This window comes from Aeromonas sp. QDB68 (assembly GCF_027707405.1).
GTDB classification, from domain to species: domain Bacteria; phylum Pseudomonadota; class Gammaproteobacteria; order Enterobacterales; family Aeromonadaceae; genus Aeromonas; species Aeromonas caviae.
Genome location: NZ_JAPCIQ010000057.1, coordinates 1 through 14542, shown reverse-complemented (window position 1 = coordinate 14542; position 14542 = coordinate 1). Strand labels below are relative to the sequence as shown.

Annotated in this window: 12 protein-coding genes; all 12 read left to right on the top strand. The window is 62.9% G+C overall.

Features of this window, described 5'->3' with window-relative positions; translation table 11 throughout:
* The first annotated feature begins 44 nt into the window (after positions 1-44).
* The gene (gene glpC, locus PG892_RS15220; RefSeq protein WP_052815435.1) at positions 45-1247 is read left to right on the top strand and encodes an anaerobic glycerol-3-phosphate dehydrogenase subunit GlpC; all 1203 of its coding nucleotides are present in this window, start codon (positions 45-47) and stop codon (positions 1245-1247) included.
* 817 nt (positions 1248-2064) lie between these two features.
* Positions 2065-3510, top strand: a complete 1446-nt coding sequence (gene nrfA / locus PG892_RS15215) for an ammonia-forming nitrite reductase cytochrome c552 subunit (RefSeq protein ID WP_270825557.1) — start codon at positions 2065-2067, stop codon at positions 3508-3510.
* 51 nt (positions 3511-3561) lie between these two features.
* Entirely contained in the window at positions 3562-4155 is a 594-nt protein-coding gene (nrfB, locus tag PG892_RS15210; protein WP_041211523.1) for a cytochrome c nitrite reductase pentaheme subunit, read from the top strand.
* Entirely contained in the window at positions 4152-4832 is a 681-nt protein-coding gene (locus tag PG892_RS15205; protein WP_039041283.1) for a 4Fe-4S dicluster domain-containing protein, read from the top strand. Before nrfB ends, PG892_RS15205 begins: the two co-directional genes overlap by 4 nt.
* Before the next feature lie 87 nt (positions 4833-4919).
* Entirely contained in the window at positions 4920-5873 is a 954-nt protein-coding gene (gene nrfD, locus PG892_RS15200) for a cytochrome c nitrite reductase subunit NrfD (RefSeq protein ID WP_123059448.1), read from the top strand.
* 307 nt (positions 5874-6180) lie between these two features.
* Positions 6181-8142 (top strand): heme lyase NrfEFG subunit NrfE, encoded by a 1962-nt coding sequence (gene nrfE, locus PG892_RS15195; RefSeq protein ID WP_270825556.1) that lies wholly within the window; start codon positions 6181-6183, stop codon positions 8140-8142.
* Positions 8139-8726, top strand: coding sequence for a DsbE family thiol:disulfide interchange protein (locus PG892_RS15190; RefSeq protein ID WP_052815441.1), 588 nt, complete (start codon positions 8139-8141; stop codon positions 8724-8726). Before nrfE ends, PG892_RS15190 begins: the two co-directional genes overlap by 4 nt.
* On the top strand, positions 8723-9913 hold the full coding sequence (nrfF, locus tag PG892_RS15185; RefSeq protein ID WP_052815442.1) for a heme lyase NrfEFG subunit NrfF: 1191 nt from the start codon (positions 8723-8725) through the stop codon (positions 9911-9913). Before PG892_RS15190 ends, nrfF begins: the two co-directional genes overlap by 4 nt.
* A gap of 350 nt (positions 9914-10263) precedes the next feature.
* Positions 10264-11184: a serine hydrolase gene (locus PG892_RS15180; protein ID WP_270825555.1), complete on the top strand. Its 921-nt coding sequence runs from the start codon at positions 10264-10266 to the stop codon at positions 11182-11184.
* Between the two features lie 161 nt (positions 11185-11345).
* Positions 11346-11486 (top strand): DUF2256 domain-containing protein, encoded by a 141-nt coding sequence (locus PG892_RS15175; RefSeq protein WP_080768040.1) that lies wholly within the window; start codon positions 11346-11348, stop codon positions 11484-11486.
* A complete protein-coding gene (locus PG892_RS15170; RefSeq protein WP_270825554.1) occupies positions 11486-13006 on the top strand; it encodes a cryptochrome/photolyase family protein in 1521 nt (506 codons plus the stop codon). Before PG892_RS15175 ends, PG892_RS15170 begins: the two co-directional genes overlap by 1 nt.
* Before the next feature lie 153 nt (positions 13007-13159).
* Positions 13160-14413, top strand: a complete 1254-nt coding sequence (locus PG892_RS15165) for a D-amino acid dehydrogenase (RefSeq protein WP_052815444.1) — start codon at positions 13160-13162, stop codon at positions 14411-14413.
* Positions 14414-14542: the final 129 nt, after the last annotated feature.

Genomic DNA, 14542 nt, shown 5'->3' with positions numbered 1-14542 from the left:
GTCCCATATCCCGTGCCTTCACACCCAACGGGAGGAGAACTGACATGCTACTGGATCATGCCAACCAAACCTTCGATCAGTGCATCAAATGCACCGTCTGTACCGCCTACTGCCCGGTGGCCAAGGCCAACCCGGCCTACCCAGGCCCCAAGCAGGCGGGCCCGGATGGGGAGCGGCTGCGCATCAAGAGCCCGGAGCTCTTTGACAGCGCCCTCAAGTACTGCACCAACTGCAAGCGCTGCGAAGTGGCCTGCCCGAGCGGGGTGCGCATCGGCGACATCATCGCCAAGGCCAAACACCAGTACAGCGGCTTCAAACCGGGGATCCGCGAGTTCGTGCTCTCCCACACCGACCTGATGGGCAGCATGTCCACCCTGATGGCCCCGGTGGTCAACTTCACCACCGGCCTCAAGCCGATGAAGCTGGTGCTGGACAAGGCGCTGGGGGTCTCCTCCCACCGCGACCTGCCCAAATACTCCCAGGGCACCTTCCGCGGCTGGTACAAAAAGCAGAAAGCGAGTCAGGCCCGCTTTACGCGCCAAATTGCCTACTTCCACGGCTGCTACGTCAACTACAACCACCCGCAACTTGGCAAGGAGCTGGTGCAGGTGCTCAACGCCATGAACATCGGCGTCCAGCTGCTGGAGCGGGAGAAGTGCTGCGGCGTGCCGCTGATTGCCAACGGCTTCATGGACAAGGCCAAGCAGCAGGCGGCCTTCAACATCCAGCAGCTGGAGAACACCCTGCTCGGCAACGAGATGCCGCTACTAGCCACCTCCTCCACCTGCGGCTTCACCCTGCGCGACGAATACCCCCACCTGCTGGAGCAGGACAACCACAAGGTGCGCGATCGCATCTCGCTGGTGACCCGCTTCCTGTGGAACGAGTTCTACCAGGGCAACAAGCCGGCGATGAAGCCGCTCAATCTGCACATCGCCTACCACACCCCCTGCCACATGGAGAAGATGGGGGGGGTCATCTATACCCTGGAGCTGCTGCGCGCCATCCCAGGGGTCAAGGTGACGGTGCTGGACTCCCAGTGCTGCGGCATCGCCGGTACCTACGGCTTCAAGTCGGAGAACTACCAGACCAGCCAGGCCATCGGCGAGGGGCTGTTTGATCAGATAAACCGGCTCAAGCCCGATCTGGTCATCACCGACTGCGAAACCTGCAAATGGCAGATCGAGATGAGCACAGCGTTCCGCTGCGAACACCCCATCCACCTGCTGGCCCAGGCCCTGGCTTGATCCCCTTGCCACGCTAGGCCAGACGGCCCGCTCGGCAAAGAGGCCGACAAGCAAACACCAGATGGAAAAAGAGCCGGCAAGCGCCGCAATGCTGTTCACTTAAGAGAATTTGAGTTCCAGTCCACGTAGTATCAGGACAAAAAATCGAGGGAGGCATGATGCCTCCCTCTTTCTATTGCAAGCCCCGCTGGATAAAGGCTGGAGGAAGATCGACTGGACACAGCCTTGCCCCCTCAACTCAAATCCAATTTATGAATAATCAGTCAAAAAAGTGCTTATCTGAACAGCATTGCGGCAAGCGCCGGCTCTTTTTACTGGATCATCGTTCGAATAGGCCATGGTATCCATGGACAATCCTCTGATTGAATCCGGCAATAAGGGGATTATAATGACTCCCGCCCCTAAAGTTAATAATGCATATATATACATTAGAAATTTTCTATCCCTAAATGAATACAGCTCGCGCCATTTGACGCACATTTCCTTGCCGGACGCGGGCTGGCGGGCAACTGAGCCCACTGTCGCCAGACAACAGCGTTAACAATGGTGCAATAAGTTGAGTTTCCTCATAATTTAACCGGGATCTCATTTCCGCTTGTTGCCGGCTCCGCCAATTGATCTAGCGCAATCCCGCTCCCGATAAATCATCATTCGTTTTACCCATTTGGTAATATCCAGCTCGAGCAATCGCATAAATACATGGGTTTTATTCACTAATAACAATTAATCGGCCTGCCTGCTCCTGCCTAGTGCGGGGGCTGATGCCCACATCCAGGATGGAACGGTCAGGCTTGGCAATGAGATCGATTTGGGAGTGATGATCGTGAGTTCACACAACAGACAGACCAGGCTGGGCCTCGCCGCCCTGCTGCTGACCGCCCTGCTGGGCGCTGGCAGTCTGGCACAGGCGACCGACGAGGCACAAAGCAAGGGCAAGATCGAGGCGCGCAGCGAGCTGTTCGCCAAGGATCACACCGATCAGTTCACCAGCTGGAAAGGCACCAGCGAGAGCCGCGAGCGCACCGACGCCCTGGCGGAAGATCCGCAGATGGTGGTGCTCTGGGCCGGCTACCCCTTCTCCAAGGATTACAACAAGCCGCGCGGCCACTTCTATGCGCTGACCGACGTGCGGGAAACCCTGCGTACCGGCGCCCCCAAGACTGCCGAAGACGGTCCGCTGCCCATGGCCTGCTGGAGCTGCAAAGGCCCGGACGTGGCCCGCGTCATCGACGAGAAGGGTGAGGATGGCTACTTCAAGGGCATGTGGGCAAAAGGCGGACCGGAGATCGTCAACACCATCGGCTGCGCCGACTGCCACGACACCGCCTCGAAAGAGTTCAAGGAAGGGAAACCCGCCCTGCACCTCTCCCGTCCCTATGCCGACCGGGCCATGACCGCCATCGGCAAGCCGTTCAAGGAGCAGGGACGCTTCGATCAGCAGTCTCAGGTGTGCGGCCAGTGCCACGTGGAGTACTACTTCAGCGGCCCCACCAAGGCGGTGAAATTCCCCTGGGACAAGGGTACGACTGTTGAGCAGATGGAAGAGTATTACGACGAGATTGGCTTTGCCGACTGGACCCATGCCCTCTCCAAGACCCCCATGCTCAAAGCCCAGCATCCGGAGTACGAGACCTGGCGCGCCGGCATTCACGGCCAGAACAACGTCGCCTGCGTCGACTGCCACATGCCCAAGGTGCAGAACGAGCAAGGCAAGGTCTACACCGACCACAAGGTAGGCAACCCCTTCGATCGCTTCGACCAGACCTGCCGCAACTGCCACACCCAGAGCAAGGAGATGCTGCAAGGGGTGGTCAAGCAGCGCAAGGACGCCGTCACCGAAATCAAGCTCAAAGTCGAGAAGCAGCTGGTGCACGCCCACTTTGAAGCCAAGGCCGCCTGGGATGCCGGTGCCACCGAGGCCGAGATGAAGGACATTCTGCAGGATATCCGTCACGCCCAATGGCGCTGGGACTTCTCCATCGCCTCCCACGGGGTGCAGATGCACGCCCCGGAAGTGGCGCTGCGCATGCTGGGAACCGCCCTGGACAAGGCCGCCGACGCCCGCACCAAGCTGGCACGCCTGCTGGCCGCCAAGGGGATCAGCCACGAGATCGCCATTCCTGACATCTCCAGCAAGGAGAAGGCCCAGGCCGCTCTTGGGATGGACATGAAGCAGATGAACAGCGACAAGGCCCAGTTCCTCAAGACCACAGTCCCCGCCTGGGATGCCGAGGCCAAAGCGGCCGGACGGCTCGCACAATGACGAGGCATGCGGGCCCGCAGTGTCGGGCCCGCAGCCGGATGGAGGCTTCCTATGGGTGATTTAACAATGGATTTCTTACGACTGATGCTGATGGCAGCCATGCTGCTGACCAGCCTGCAGGGCCAGGCGGCCGATGCGGCAACCGCCCCGGCACCTACTACACATGAAGTGGAATTTCTGCGCAGTGCCGACAAGGCCTGCACCGACTGCCACAAGGAGCAGGTCGAAGGCATGCACGGCAAGCACGGCCAGGCGACCAACCCCAACAACTTGGCGCCGGTAACCTGCACCAACTGCCACGGTCAACCCTCCCCCCAACACCGGGAAGGGGTCAAGGACGTGATGCGCTTTAGCGACAGCTTCAATGACAAACAGAGTACCGAGCGCTACCCCATCGCCGAGCAGAACGGGGTCTGCATGAGCTGTCACGAGCCCAAAGTGCTGCGCGAGGCGCTCTGGGCCCACGACGTGCACGCCACCAAGCTCACCTGCACCAGCTGCCACCAGCTGCACCCGGCCAAGGAGCCCATGGTGGCTATTCCGGAGAAGTCCCGCATCAAGCTCTGCGTCGACTGCCACAGCAAGCAGCATGAGGCCGTCAAGGCGGCCAAGGCGAACACCACCTCGGGCAAGGAGGTACCATGAGCTGCTCTCGCCGTCACTTCATGGCGGGGATGAGCGCGGGGGCCCTCATCATGATGACAGGGCCGACTCGCTCCCTTGCTACCCCCCTCGCCCACAGCCAGACCATCGACGGGGTCCGCTTTGGCATGCTCCACGACGAGACGGCCTGCATCGGCTGTACCGCCTGCATGGATGCCTGCCGGGAGGTGAATCAGGTGCCAGAGGGGGTCTCGCGCCTCGAGATCATCCGCTCCGGCCCCATCGGCACCTTCCCCGATGCCGAGTACCACTTCTTTCGCAAGTCCTGCCAGCACTGCGACAACGCCCCCTGCGTACACGTCTGCCCCACCGGTGCCTCCCATATCCGCAAGGAGGATGGCATCGTCGACGTCAACCCGGATCTCTGCGTTGGCTGCATGTACTGTCTGGCTGCCTGCCCCTATCAGGTGCGCTTTATCAACCCTGTGACCAAGGTGGCCGACAAGTGCGACTTTTGCCGCAAGACCAACCTGGCGGCGGGCAAGGAGCCGGCGTGCGTGGAATCCTGCCCCACCAAGGCGCTGGTGTTCGGCAATCTGGATGACCCGGACAGCCCCATCGCCAAACGGCTGGTAAAGGAGACCACCTATCGCTACAAGCAGGCACTCGGCACTTCGCCCAAGATGTACCGCGTGCCCAAAGGGGAGATAAAGTCATGACGATGCAAGAGGCATTTCACTTCCCTTCCCTTGTGTGGGGATTTGTCCGATCGCCATCTACCGCAGTAACAGAAGGAGGAATGGATCATGTTGCATGATGCATTTCACTTCCCCTCGCTGGTGTGGGACTGGCCCATAGCCATCTACCTGTTCCTGCTCGGCATCTCCGCCGGGGCCACCACCCTCTCGGTGCTGCTGCGCCGCAAGGGAGCCGGCAGCGAGAGCGGCATCATCAAGGCGACTGCCATTCTGGCGCCGGTGAGCGTGGTGCTGGGGTTACTGATCCTCATCTTCCACCTGGCCCGCCCCTGGACCTTCTGGAAGCTGATGTTCCACTACCAGTTCGACTCCGTGATGTCGATGGGGGTCATGCTGTTCCAGGTCTACATGGCGGTGCTGTTCGCCTGGCTGGCAGTGGTGTTTCGGGCCGAGATCGAGACCTTGCGCAGTCACCTGCTGCAAGAGAAGTTCGCCTTTGTGGATAATCTCATCGCTTGGCTTGCCCGCATCGAGCGGCTGCTGGCGCCGCTCTTGCTGCTGCTTGCCGTGCTCTTGGGGGCCTACACCGGCTTTCTGCTCTCCGCGCTCAAGACCTATCCGCTGTTGAACAACCCGGTGCTGCCGGTGCTGTTCCTCATCTCCGGCGTCAGCTCCGGCATCGCCTCCACCATCTTGCTGGCGGTCACCCTGTTCAAGGAGAACCATCACAGCCAGGGAGTGAGCTTTGTCCACCGCTTCGAGCGGCCGGTGCTGGCGGTGGAGGTGTTGCTGCTGGTCTGCTTCTTTACCGGCCTCTACTTCGGTGGCGGCCAGAAGGAGGCAGCCATGTGGGCCGCCATCGGCAGCGGCTTCTGGGCTCAGGTGTTCTGGCTCGGGGTGGTGGGCATCGGCATGCTGCTGCCCCAGTTGCTGGCCCTGCTGGCCCCCGCGCCGCTGCGGGCCAGAAACGGCTATCTGGTGCTGGTCTGCAGCCTGACCCTGGTGGGGATCCTGCTGCTGCGCTACTTCGTGCTCTATGCCGGCCAGATGACGGTAGTTTAAAAACCGGTTCACGCTCCTGCTGCGAGGCCGTGATCAAGGCTCATGTGCTGCTCGGAATCCTCATGTATTCACATACACTCCGGTTCCTGCGCTGCTCTTTACCTTGCTGACAACCTCTCGCGACGGATAGTGAACCGGTTATTGAAAGCTGGGGATAAGCGCCAGCCGCCCTTCGGGTGACTGGCGCTTGTTTGTGGCGATGAGTTGTTGCGATTGGTTGTTGCCAGGAATGTGGATGTTATCCCCCAGCGCCGGTACGGTGCAGACGCTGCGGCATAACATAGACTAATGATTGACTGGAGGTTGTGTGCTGGCGGAGCTCGGCTATCTCTCACTGTTGCTGGCGACCGGGCTCGCCCTGCTGCAAGGGCTGCTGCCCTGGCTGGGATTGCGGCTCGCCTCACGCCCGCTGCTGGGCTGCGCAACACCGCTGGCCATCCTAGTCGCGCTCCTGTTGTTGGCCGCCCTGCTGCTGCTCGCCAGTTGTTTTGGCCAGGATGATTTCACCCTGGTCTATGTGGCCCAGCACGCCAACAGCGCCCTGCCCCTTGGCTTCAAGCTGGCAGCCGTGTGGGGCGGCCACGAGGGCTCCATGCTGTTCTTCGTCTTTGCGCTGGGGCTGTGGGGCGCTCTGGTGGCGATTTGTTCAAAACGGGTCGATCCGCTGATCACAACTCGGGTATTGGCCATCATGGGGCTGATCGTCGGGCTGTTCGGCCTCTATACCCTGATCTTCTCCAGCCCGTTTGACCGCCAGTTCCCGGGGCCGCTGGAGGGGCGCGATCTCAACCCCATGCTGCAGGATATCGGCCTCATCATCCACCCGCCCCTGCTCTATCTCGGTTACGTCGGCTTTGCGGTCAACTTCGCCTTCGCCATGGCGGCGCTGCACTCGGGTCGGCTCGATGGCGCCGTGGCCCACTGGAGCCGCCCCTGGGCGCTCGGCTCCTGGGTCTTTCTCACCGCTGGCATCGTGCTGGGCTCCTGGTGGGCCTATTACGAGCTCGGCTGGGGCGGCTGGTGGTTCTGGGATCCGGTAGAAAACGCCTCCCTCTTGCCCTGGCTGCTCGGCACCGCCCTGCTGCATGCCCTGGTGGTGTGCGAGAAGCGCGGCGCTTACGGCCACGCCGTGTTGCTGCTCTCCATCTTTACCTTTGCCTTAAGCCTGCTCGGTACCTTCGTGGTGCGCTCCGGGGTGCTCACCTCGGTACACGCCTTTGCGGTGGACCCCAGCCGCGGCCTCACCCTCTTGTTGCTGCTCGGCTTGCTATTGACCTGCGCCCTCACCCTGTTTGCCCTGCGGGCGGACATTCGCGCCCCCTATGCCCGCTTTGGCTTGCAGTCAAAAGAGGGACTGCTCGGCGCCGCCATCCTGCTGCTTTGCGTGGCCTGCGCCAGCGTGCTGCTCGGCACCTTCTACCCCATGGTGTTCCAGTCGCTCCATCTGGGTTCACTCTCGGTGGGCGCCCCCTATTTCAATACCATCTTCGTGCCGCTGGCCCTCTGCCTGATGGCGCTCATGACCCAACTGCCGCGCCTTCGCTGGCAGCATCTGGCAGCCCAGCGCCGCATCAAGGTGCTGCTCCCATGCCTGTTCGGCCTGCTGGGGGGCGCCTTGCTGAGCCTAGCCTATCCCGAGCCGCTGCGGGCAAGCTGGCTGGGGCTTGCGGCCAACGTGCTGAGCCTCTGGCTGATGGCCAGCCTGCTGCTCCCGCTCTTGCAACCGGTCGCCCTGCGCGAGCTCACCCTCAATCGGTTCGGCAGCCTGCTGGCCCACCTCGGGGTGGCGGTGTGCGCCCTCGGCATTGCGCAGGTGAGTTACCACAGTCAGGAGGGGGGCGCGGTACTCGCCGCAGGCCAGCCCTATCGGCTCGGCGCCTTCGAGTTTCGCTATGAGGGGAGCGAGCCGATCATCGGCCCCAACTACACCGCCCAGCGCATCACGCTTAGCGTGCACAAGGACGGTAAAGAGGTGGCGCGGCTCACCCCGGAGCGGCGTCACTACAGCGTGCGCACCATGAACATGAACGAGCCCGGCATCGCGTGGGGGCTGTTTGGCGATCTCTACGTGGTGCTTGGCGAGAAGATGGGACCCGGCGCCTATGCCATGCGGCTTCACTACAAGCCGCTGGTGCGCTGGATCTGGCTCGGCGGCCTGTTGATGATGACGGGCGGCGCCCTGCGCCTGCTCGCCCGCCGACCGCTGCTGGCTAACCATCCTGCGCCAGCGACCGCCCCCTCCCCTCGGCTTGAACAGGAGTCCTTATGAACGCCCGTCTGCGCCTGTTCGTGCCGCTCGTGCTCACCCTGGGGCTCGGTGCCCTGCTCTGTCTCGGCCTTGGCAACAACCCCTACAGCCAGGATGAGGCCGTCGCAGGGCGTACCCTGCCCGCCTGGCAGAGTGACGATCTGTTTGGCGGCGCCCCCATCCACACCGCGGCACTCAAGGGGGAGCCCTTTGTGCTCAACGTCTGGTCCAGCTGGTGCCCCAACTGCCGCGCCGAGCATTCGCTGCTGGGTGAGCTGGCCAGCGCCGTGCCCCTCTATGGCCTCAACTACCGAGACAAGGGAGACCCCGCCCGCGCCTGGCTCACCGAGGCGGGTAACCCCTATCGCGCCGTGCTGGCCGACCCCGACGGCCGACTCGCACTGGAGCTAGGCGTCTACGGCACGCCGGAGACCTATCTCTTCGCCGGCGACGGCACCCTGTTGACCCGTCATACCGGCCTGCTCACCCGGGAGATCTGGCAACGCCAGTTTGCCCCTCTACTTGCCGAGGCCCGCAGCAACACCGCTAGCCAGCCCGAAGTGGAAAGAGAAGTAGAGAAACAAGTGCAGGAGAGCAAGCCATGAGCCGTCTCGGCCACGCCCTGATCGCGCCGCTCTTGCTGGCCTTGAGCCTCGGGGCCCTTGCCAGCGGGGTCGACACCTATGAGTTTCGCCACCCCGAGCGGCAGACCCGCGCTCAGGAGCTGGCCCGCGCCCTGCGCTGCCCCCAGTGCCAGAACCAGAACCTGGTGGAGTCCAACTCCCCCATCGCCCGGGATCTGCGGCTCGAAGTCTACCGCTGGGTGGACGAGGGGCAGTCTGATGAGCAGGTGATCGCCCGCATGACGGAGCGCTTCGGCGACTTCGTGCGCTACGATCCCCCCTTCAAGCGCAGCACGGCGCTGCTGTGGGGCGGCCCCGCCCTCTTGCTGTTGCTGGCCCTCAATCGCCTGCGCAGGAGCCTGCATCGCCGGCAACCGGCGCGGGTGCCGCTTGTCGGCGACAGAGCCGAGGGGGTGCTCGCCCACGACCCCAGGGCCGAACTGAACCGGCTGATCATGGCCGAGCAGCAGGCGGGGCTTGCCCCCCACAGCCGCCTCTACCGGGAGCTGGAGCTGGCCCGCCTCGCCAACGCCACCCCAACCGCCGAGCAGGCCCTGCGCGAGCGGCTGGTAAGAGATCGCACCGCTCGTCCGCAGCTCTGGCTGCGCACCTGGATACTGCTTGGGGGCCTGCTGCTGGCGCTGATGGCCGGTATTTATGCTGGCACCGGCCGCTATCAGGCGTGGCTGGCTTATCAGTCGCGCCCCGATCCGCTGGCGGGATTGAGCCCGCGGGATCTGCAGGACAAGGAGCTGGGCGCCTTGCACCAGCGCCTGCAAGCCAACCCCGCCGATCTCGACGGCTGGGCGGCGCTCGGCCAGCTCTATCTCTATCGGGACGAGTACGACAACGCCCTGCTCGCCTACCAGCGTCTCGCCCTGCAAGAAGGGGGCGCCAGCGCTGCGACCCAGGCCGCACAGGCTACCGTGCTCTACTATCAGGCGGGCCAGCAGCTGACTCCCGAGGCAACCCGCCTGCTGGAGAGCGCCCTCAAGCAGGACAAAGGCGAGGTGAGCGCCCTGATGCTGCTCGCCTCCGATCACTTCCTGCACGGTCGCTACTCCCAGGCCATCGCCCTCTGGCAGCAGTTGCTGGACGAGGAGCGCCCCCGCATCAATCGGGCCGCGTTGATCCAGGCCATTCAGACCGCGCGGATGATGGGAGGATGACGCGGGGCAAAACGGCGATAATGCAGCGGGCCATCTTCCCTGCCGGGCGCCGTTTTTATCGCCATGGTCGCCATGAACAACCTTTTCATCATCCCAAGGCGCCGAAAGGTGCAAAAAGAGTCGTCATCTCGCCCCTCGCCAGCATATAGTGCGCCCCCGTAGTGGCGTGTCTGGCATGGCCTGACAGGCTTCTATGACTCCCTTTTGCGGGCCCAATAGCCCCGATGCGGGGGATTTCAAGGTGCGCTGGCCCATAAAATGGAAATATCCGGCCACCAGACGTTGTGAAGCGTCAATTACCGTCATATAACTTAGCCAAATGTCCCTGTGAGTCGTAGTAGAGTCAAATCATGAACCTTCGTCCTTTTCTTCCCTTGCTGCTCGGCGCCTTCCTCCTTCCCGCCAGCATGGAAAGCGCCCATGCCAACCCGTTTTCTGCGACCTCTTCTTCCACCAACAGCCTGCTCGAACCCCGCAGCAACCTACCGCTGAGATCCGATGCCTACGTGGTCGTCAACCCGAAAACCGGCGAGACCCTGGCAGAGCGCAACGCCAACCGGGTGATGTCCATCGCCTCCATCACCAAGCTGATGACAGCGCTGGTGGTACTGGATGGCAATCAGCGCCTCAACGAGACCCTCACCGTCACCATGGATGACGTGGACAGACTCAAGGGCACCGGGTCGCGCCTCGCGGTGGGCTCGCGTCTGAGTCGCGCCGACATGCTGCACATCGCCCTGATGTCCTCTGAAAATCGCGCCGCCTCCGCATTGGGACGGCACTACCCGGGTGGTCGCAAAGCCTTTATCGAGGCAATGAATGCCAAGGCCCGCATGCTCGGCATGTGGAGCACTCATTTCGCCGACAGCACCGGGCTCAACCCCCGCAACGTCTCCACCGCACACGATCTCGCCAAACTGGCTGCTGCCGCATCCACCTACCCGCTGATCCGCCAGTACACCGCCTCCGAGCAGCGTCTGGTACGCAACGGCAAGCGCCAGCTGCACTACCTCAACTCCAACCGCCTGGTACGGGAAGGAAGCTGGCCCATTCTGGTCTCCAAGACCGGTTATATCCGCGAGGCGGGGCGCTGCCTGGTGATGGGAACCCGGGTCAACAACGAGCCCGTGGTCATTGTGCTGCTTCACGCCAACACCACGGATGAACGGGTCGCCGATGCCAGAAAGATCAAGAGCTGGCTGGAAACCTCGGGCCGCATGACCCTGACGGCGCAGTCCACTCCCCAGCCCAGGCTCTTCAGCAGCCAGTAACGGCTACGAGAACAAGGGCCCCCGAACCGGCAGGTTCGGGGGCCTTTTTCATGAGTGGCAATCCCCCCCTATTGCCTCTTTCTGCTCTCCCAGTGATCCCGACCGTATGGTGCTTCGTTAAGGAGGCAGAGAGAAACCAAGGGCATCAACAGGGCCGCCACATGCACCTCAAACCCCATCTACCCGAGAAGATCTGTCCCGTCTGCCTGCGTCCTTTTGCCTGGCGGCGCAAGTGGGCCCGCTGCTGGCAGGAAGTGCGCTATTGCAGCGAACGCTGCCGTCGTCGGAAGGAGCACCCCTGATGGAGCTGCGCCTCATTCTCGGGGATCAACTGAACGCGGGTCACAGTTGGTTTCGCACGCAGGATGCCGCTGTCTGCTACCTGATGGCGGAGCTGCGCCAGGAGACGGACTACTGCCGCCACCATCGCCAGAAGGGGCTCGCCTTCTTTGCCGCCATGCGCGCCTTCGCCGCCGCCCTCACCAAGGCGGGCCACCGGGTCTGCTACCTGACTCTCGATGAGAGCGCCCCCTGGCCCGATTTGCCGAGCTTGCTGGCGGCCCAGCTCGAAGCGTATCAGGCCGAGCGCTTCGCCTGGCAGAGCCCGGACGAGTGGCGCCTTGCAAGCCAGCTGGCGCACTGGGCGGCAGGCCTGGCCATCCCGACCGCTGAGGTGGACAGCGAACATTTTCTCACCCCCCGCGATGGCTGGCGACGCTACCCCCACAGCCGGATGGAGTTCTTCTACCGCGCCCTGCGAAAGCAGTACCGGGTGTTGCTCGATGAACGCGGCCAGCCCCTTGGGGGGCGCTGGAACTTCGATGCCGAGAATCGCGCCAAATTGCCGGCGAGCCAACCCATCCCGGCGCCCCTCACCTTTGCCAACGAGGTGAGCGACATCGATGCCATGCTGACCCGCCACGGCGTCGCCACCATTGGCAGTGCCGATGCCGACGCCCTGCCCTGGCCCGTCACCCGGCGCCAGAGCCGCGCACTGCTTGAACACTTCCTTGCACACTGCCTGCCCCACTTCGGCCGCTATCAGGACGCCCTGAGCGAGCGGGGCTGGAGCCTGTTCCACAGCCGCTTGTCGTTTTCCATGAACAGCAAGATGCTCCATCCCCTCGAGGTGATCCGCACCGCGCAAGCTCACTGGCAGGCCAATCAGGCCACCATTTCCCTGGCGCAGGTGGAGGGGTTCATCCGCCAGATCCTCGGCTGGCGCGAGTTTGTCCGCGCCCTCTACTGGGAAAAGATGCCCGAGTATCGGCGCACCAACTTTCTCGGGGCCGAGCGACCCCTGCCCGGTTTTTTCTGGAATGGAGAAACCAGCATGGCCTGCGTGCGTCACGCCATTCGACAGTCTCTGGAGCACGCCTATGCCCACCATATCCAGCGGCTGATGGTGACCGGCAACTTCGCCCTGCTGGCGGGGATCCACCCTGACGAGGTGGATGCCTGGTATCTGGGCATCTATGTGGACGCCATCGAGTGGGTGGAGCTGCCCAACACCCGCGGCATGAGCCAGTTTGCCGATGGCGGCCTGATGGGCAGCAAGCCCTACGCCAGCAGCGGCGTCTATCTCGAGCGGATGGGCCACTACTGCAAGGGGTGTCACTATCAGGTGAAGGCCCGCAGCGGGCCGGACAGCTGCCCCTTCAACAGCCTCTATTGGCACTTTCTTTGGCGCAACCGGGACAAACTTGGCAACAACCCTCGCCTCGCCCTGCCCTATGCCAACTGGGATGGCCAAACCACAGAACAGCAGCAAGCCATCCTGACGACAGCAGAGCATCATCTGCTCCACCTGGAGCGGCTCTGAATCGACCGGATTTCATGCCAGAAAGTGAGCAAATGACAACATTTAGAACCAGTTAACAAAATGTGAATAGCGATAACCACCAATGACATCGACACCAGTTGAATATCCTGTGGCGGCTGATTAAGGTGGAGGCCCCAGTCAAGGAGAGACAAGATGGACATAGTGGTACTCGGTGGTGGCGTGGTCGGTGTGACCAGCGCCTGGTATCTGGCCAAGGCCGGTCACAAAGTGACCCTGCTGGAGCGGCGTGACGGGGTGGCCCTTGAAACCAGCCATGCCAACGCGGGTCAGATCTCCCCGGGTTATGCTTCCCCCTGGGCTGCCCCCGGCATTCCCCTCAAGGCCGCCAAATGGCTGCTGCAAAAGCACGCCCCCTTCACGGTGCGGCCCACCTCGGACCCCTTCCAGCTGCGCTGGATGCTGAAGATGTTCGCCAACTGCACGCCGGCGGCCTATGCGGTCAACAAGGGGCGCATGGTACGGCTGGCCGAATACAGCCGCGACTGCATGAAGCAGTTGCGGGGCGAGCTGGCGCTCGACTACGAAGGGCGCCAGCTCGGCACCCTGCAACTGTTTCGCAGTCAGGCCCAGCTCGATGCCAGCCAGCGCGATATCGCCGTGCTCGAGGAGTACGGCGTCCCCTATCAGTCTCTGAATGCCGACGGCTGCGAGGAGGTCGAGCCCGCCCTGGCAAGGGTGCGTGGCAAGGTGGTGGGGGGCCTGCGCCTGCCGGGAGATGAAACCGGTGACTGTTTCCGCTTCACCCAGGCCCTGGCGGACGAGGCCCGCAAGCTCGGGGTGAGCTTCGTCTTCAACTGCGCCATCGACGAGGTCGAGATCGCGAAGGGACGCGCCGTGGCGGTCCGTGCCGGCGAGCAGCGCTTCCAGGCCGACGCCATCGTCTGTGCCCTCGGCAGTTATGGCACCGGCTTCCTGCGCCCCCTCGGAATTGAGCTCCCCGTCTACCCGGTCAAGGGGTACTCCCTCACCCTGCCGATGACGGATGCCGAGGGCGCCCCGCGCAGCACTGTGCTGGACGAGACCTACAAGGTCGCAATCACCCGCTTCGACGAACGGATCCGGGTGGGCGGCATGGCCGAACTCTCGGGCTTCAACCTGGCGCTCAACCCCAGACGCCACGATACCCTGGCCATGGTGGTGAGGGATCTCTTCCCCCAGGGGGGAAATCTGGAGCAGGCCACCTTCTGGGCCGGGCTACGCCCCATGACGCCGGACGGCACACCCCTGGTCGGCCCAAGCCCCATCCCCGGGCTCTGGCTCAATACCGGCCACGGTACCCTGGGCTGGACCATGGCGGCAGGATCGGGCCAGTTGCTCAGCGATCTCATCTCGGGCAATACCCCGGATATCAGCGACGAGGGGCTCACCCTGGCCCGCTACGGCTAGGCGTTGGCCACCCGTCTGTGCAAGTCTGCGAAAAAAGAGGGCGTGCCTGGCACTAATGCCAGTCAGTTAAGCCTGACTGGCATTGTTTTTACTAGGTTTTCTCGTCGCATACTTCTGTGGTTTGGCTTT

Bases quoted from the DNA above. Each gene is read 5' to 3' on its own strand.
- nrfD (WP_123059448.1), top strand. From the start codon at position 4,920: ATGTTGCATGATGCATTTCACTTCCCCTCGCTGGTGTGGGACTGGCCC.
- PG892_RS15180 (WP_270825555.1), top strand. From the start codon at position 10,264: ATGAACCTTCGTCCTTTTCTTCCCTTGCTGCTCGGCGCCTTCCTCCTT.
- PG892_RS15190 (WP_052815441.1), top strand. From the start codon at position 8,139: ATGAACGCCCGTCTGCGCCTGTTCGTGCCGCTCGTGCTCACCCTGGGG.
- PG892_RS15175 (WP_080768040.1), top strand. From the start codon at position 11,346: ATGCACCTCAAACCCCATCTACCCGAGAAGATCTGTCCCGTCTGCCTG.
- PG892_RS15205 (WP_039041283.1), top strand. From the start codon at position 4,152: ATGAGCTGCTCTCGCCGTCACTTCATGGCGGGGATGAGCGCGGGGGCC.
- PG892_RS15165 (WP_052815444.1), top strand. From the start codon at position 13,160: ATGGACATAGTGGTACTCGGTGGTGGCGTGGTCGGTGTGACCAGCGCC.
- nrfF (WP_052815442.1), top strand. From the start codon at position 8,723: ATGAGCCGTCTCGGCCACGCCCTGATCGCGCCGCTCTTGCTGGCCTTG.
- PG892_RS15170 (WP_270825554.1), top strand. From the start codon at position 11,486: ATGGAGCTGCGCCTCATTCTCGGGGATCAACTGAACGCGGGTCACAGT.
- glpC (WP_052815435.1), top strand. From the start codon at position 45: ATGCTACTGGATCATGCCAACCAAACCTTCGATCAGTGCATCAAATGC.
- nrfB (WP_041211523.1), top strand. From the start codon at position 3,562: ATGGGTGATTTAACAATGGATTTCTTACGACTGATGCTGATGGCAGCC.
- nrfA (WP_270825557.1), top strand. From the start codon at position 2,065: ATGATCGTGAGTTCACACAACAGACAGACCAGGCTGGGCCTCGCCGCC.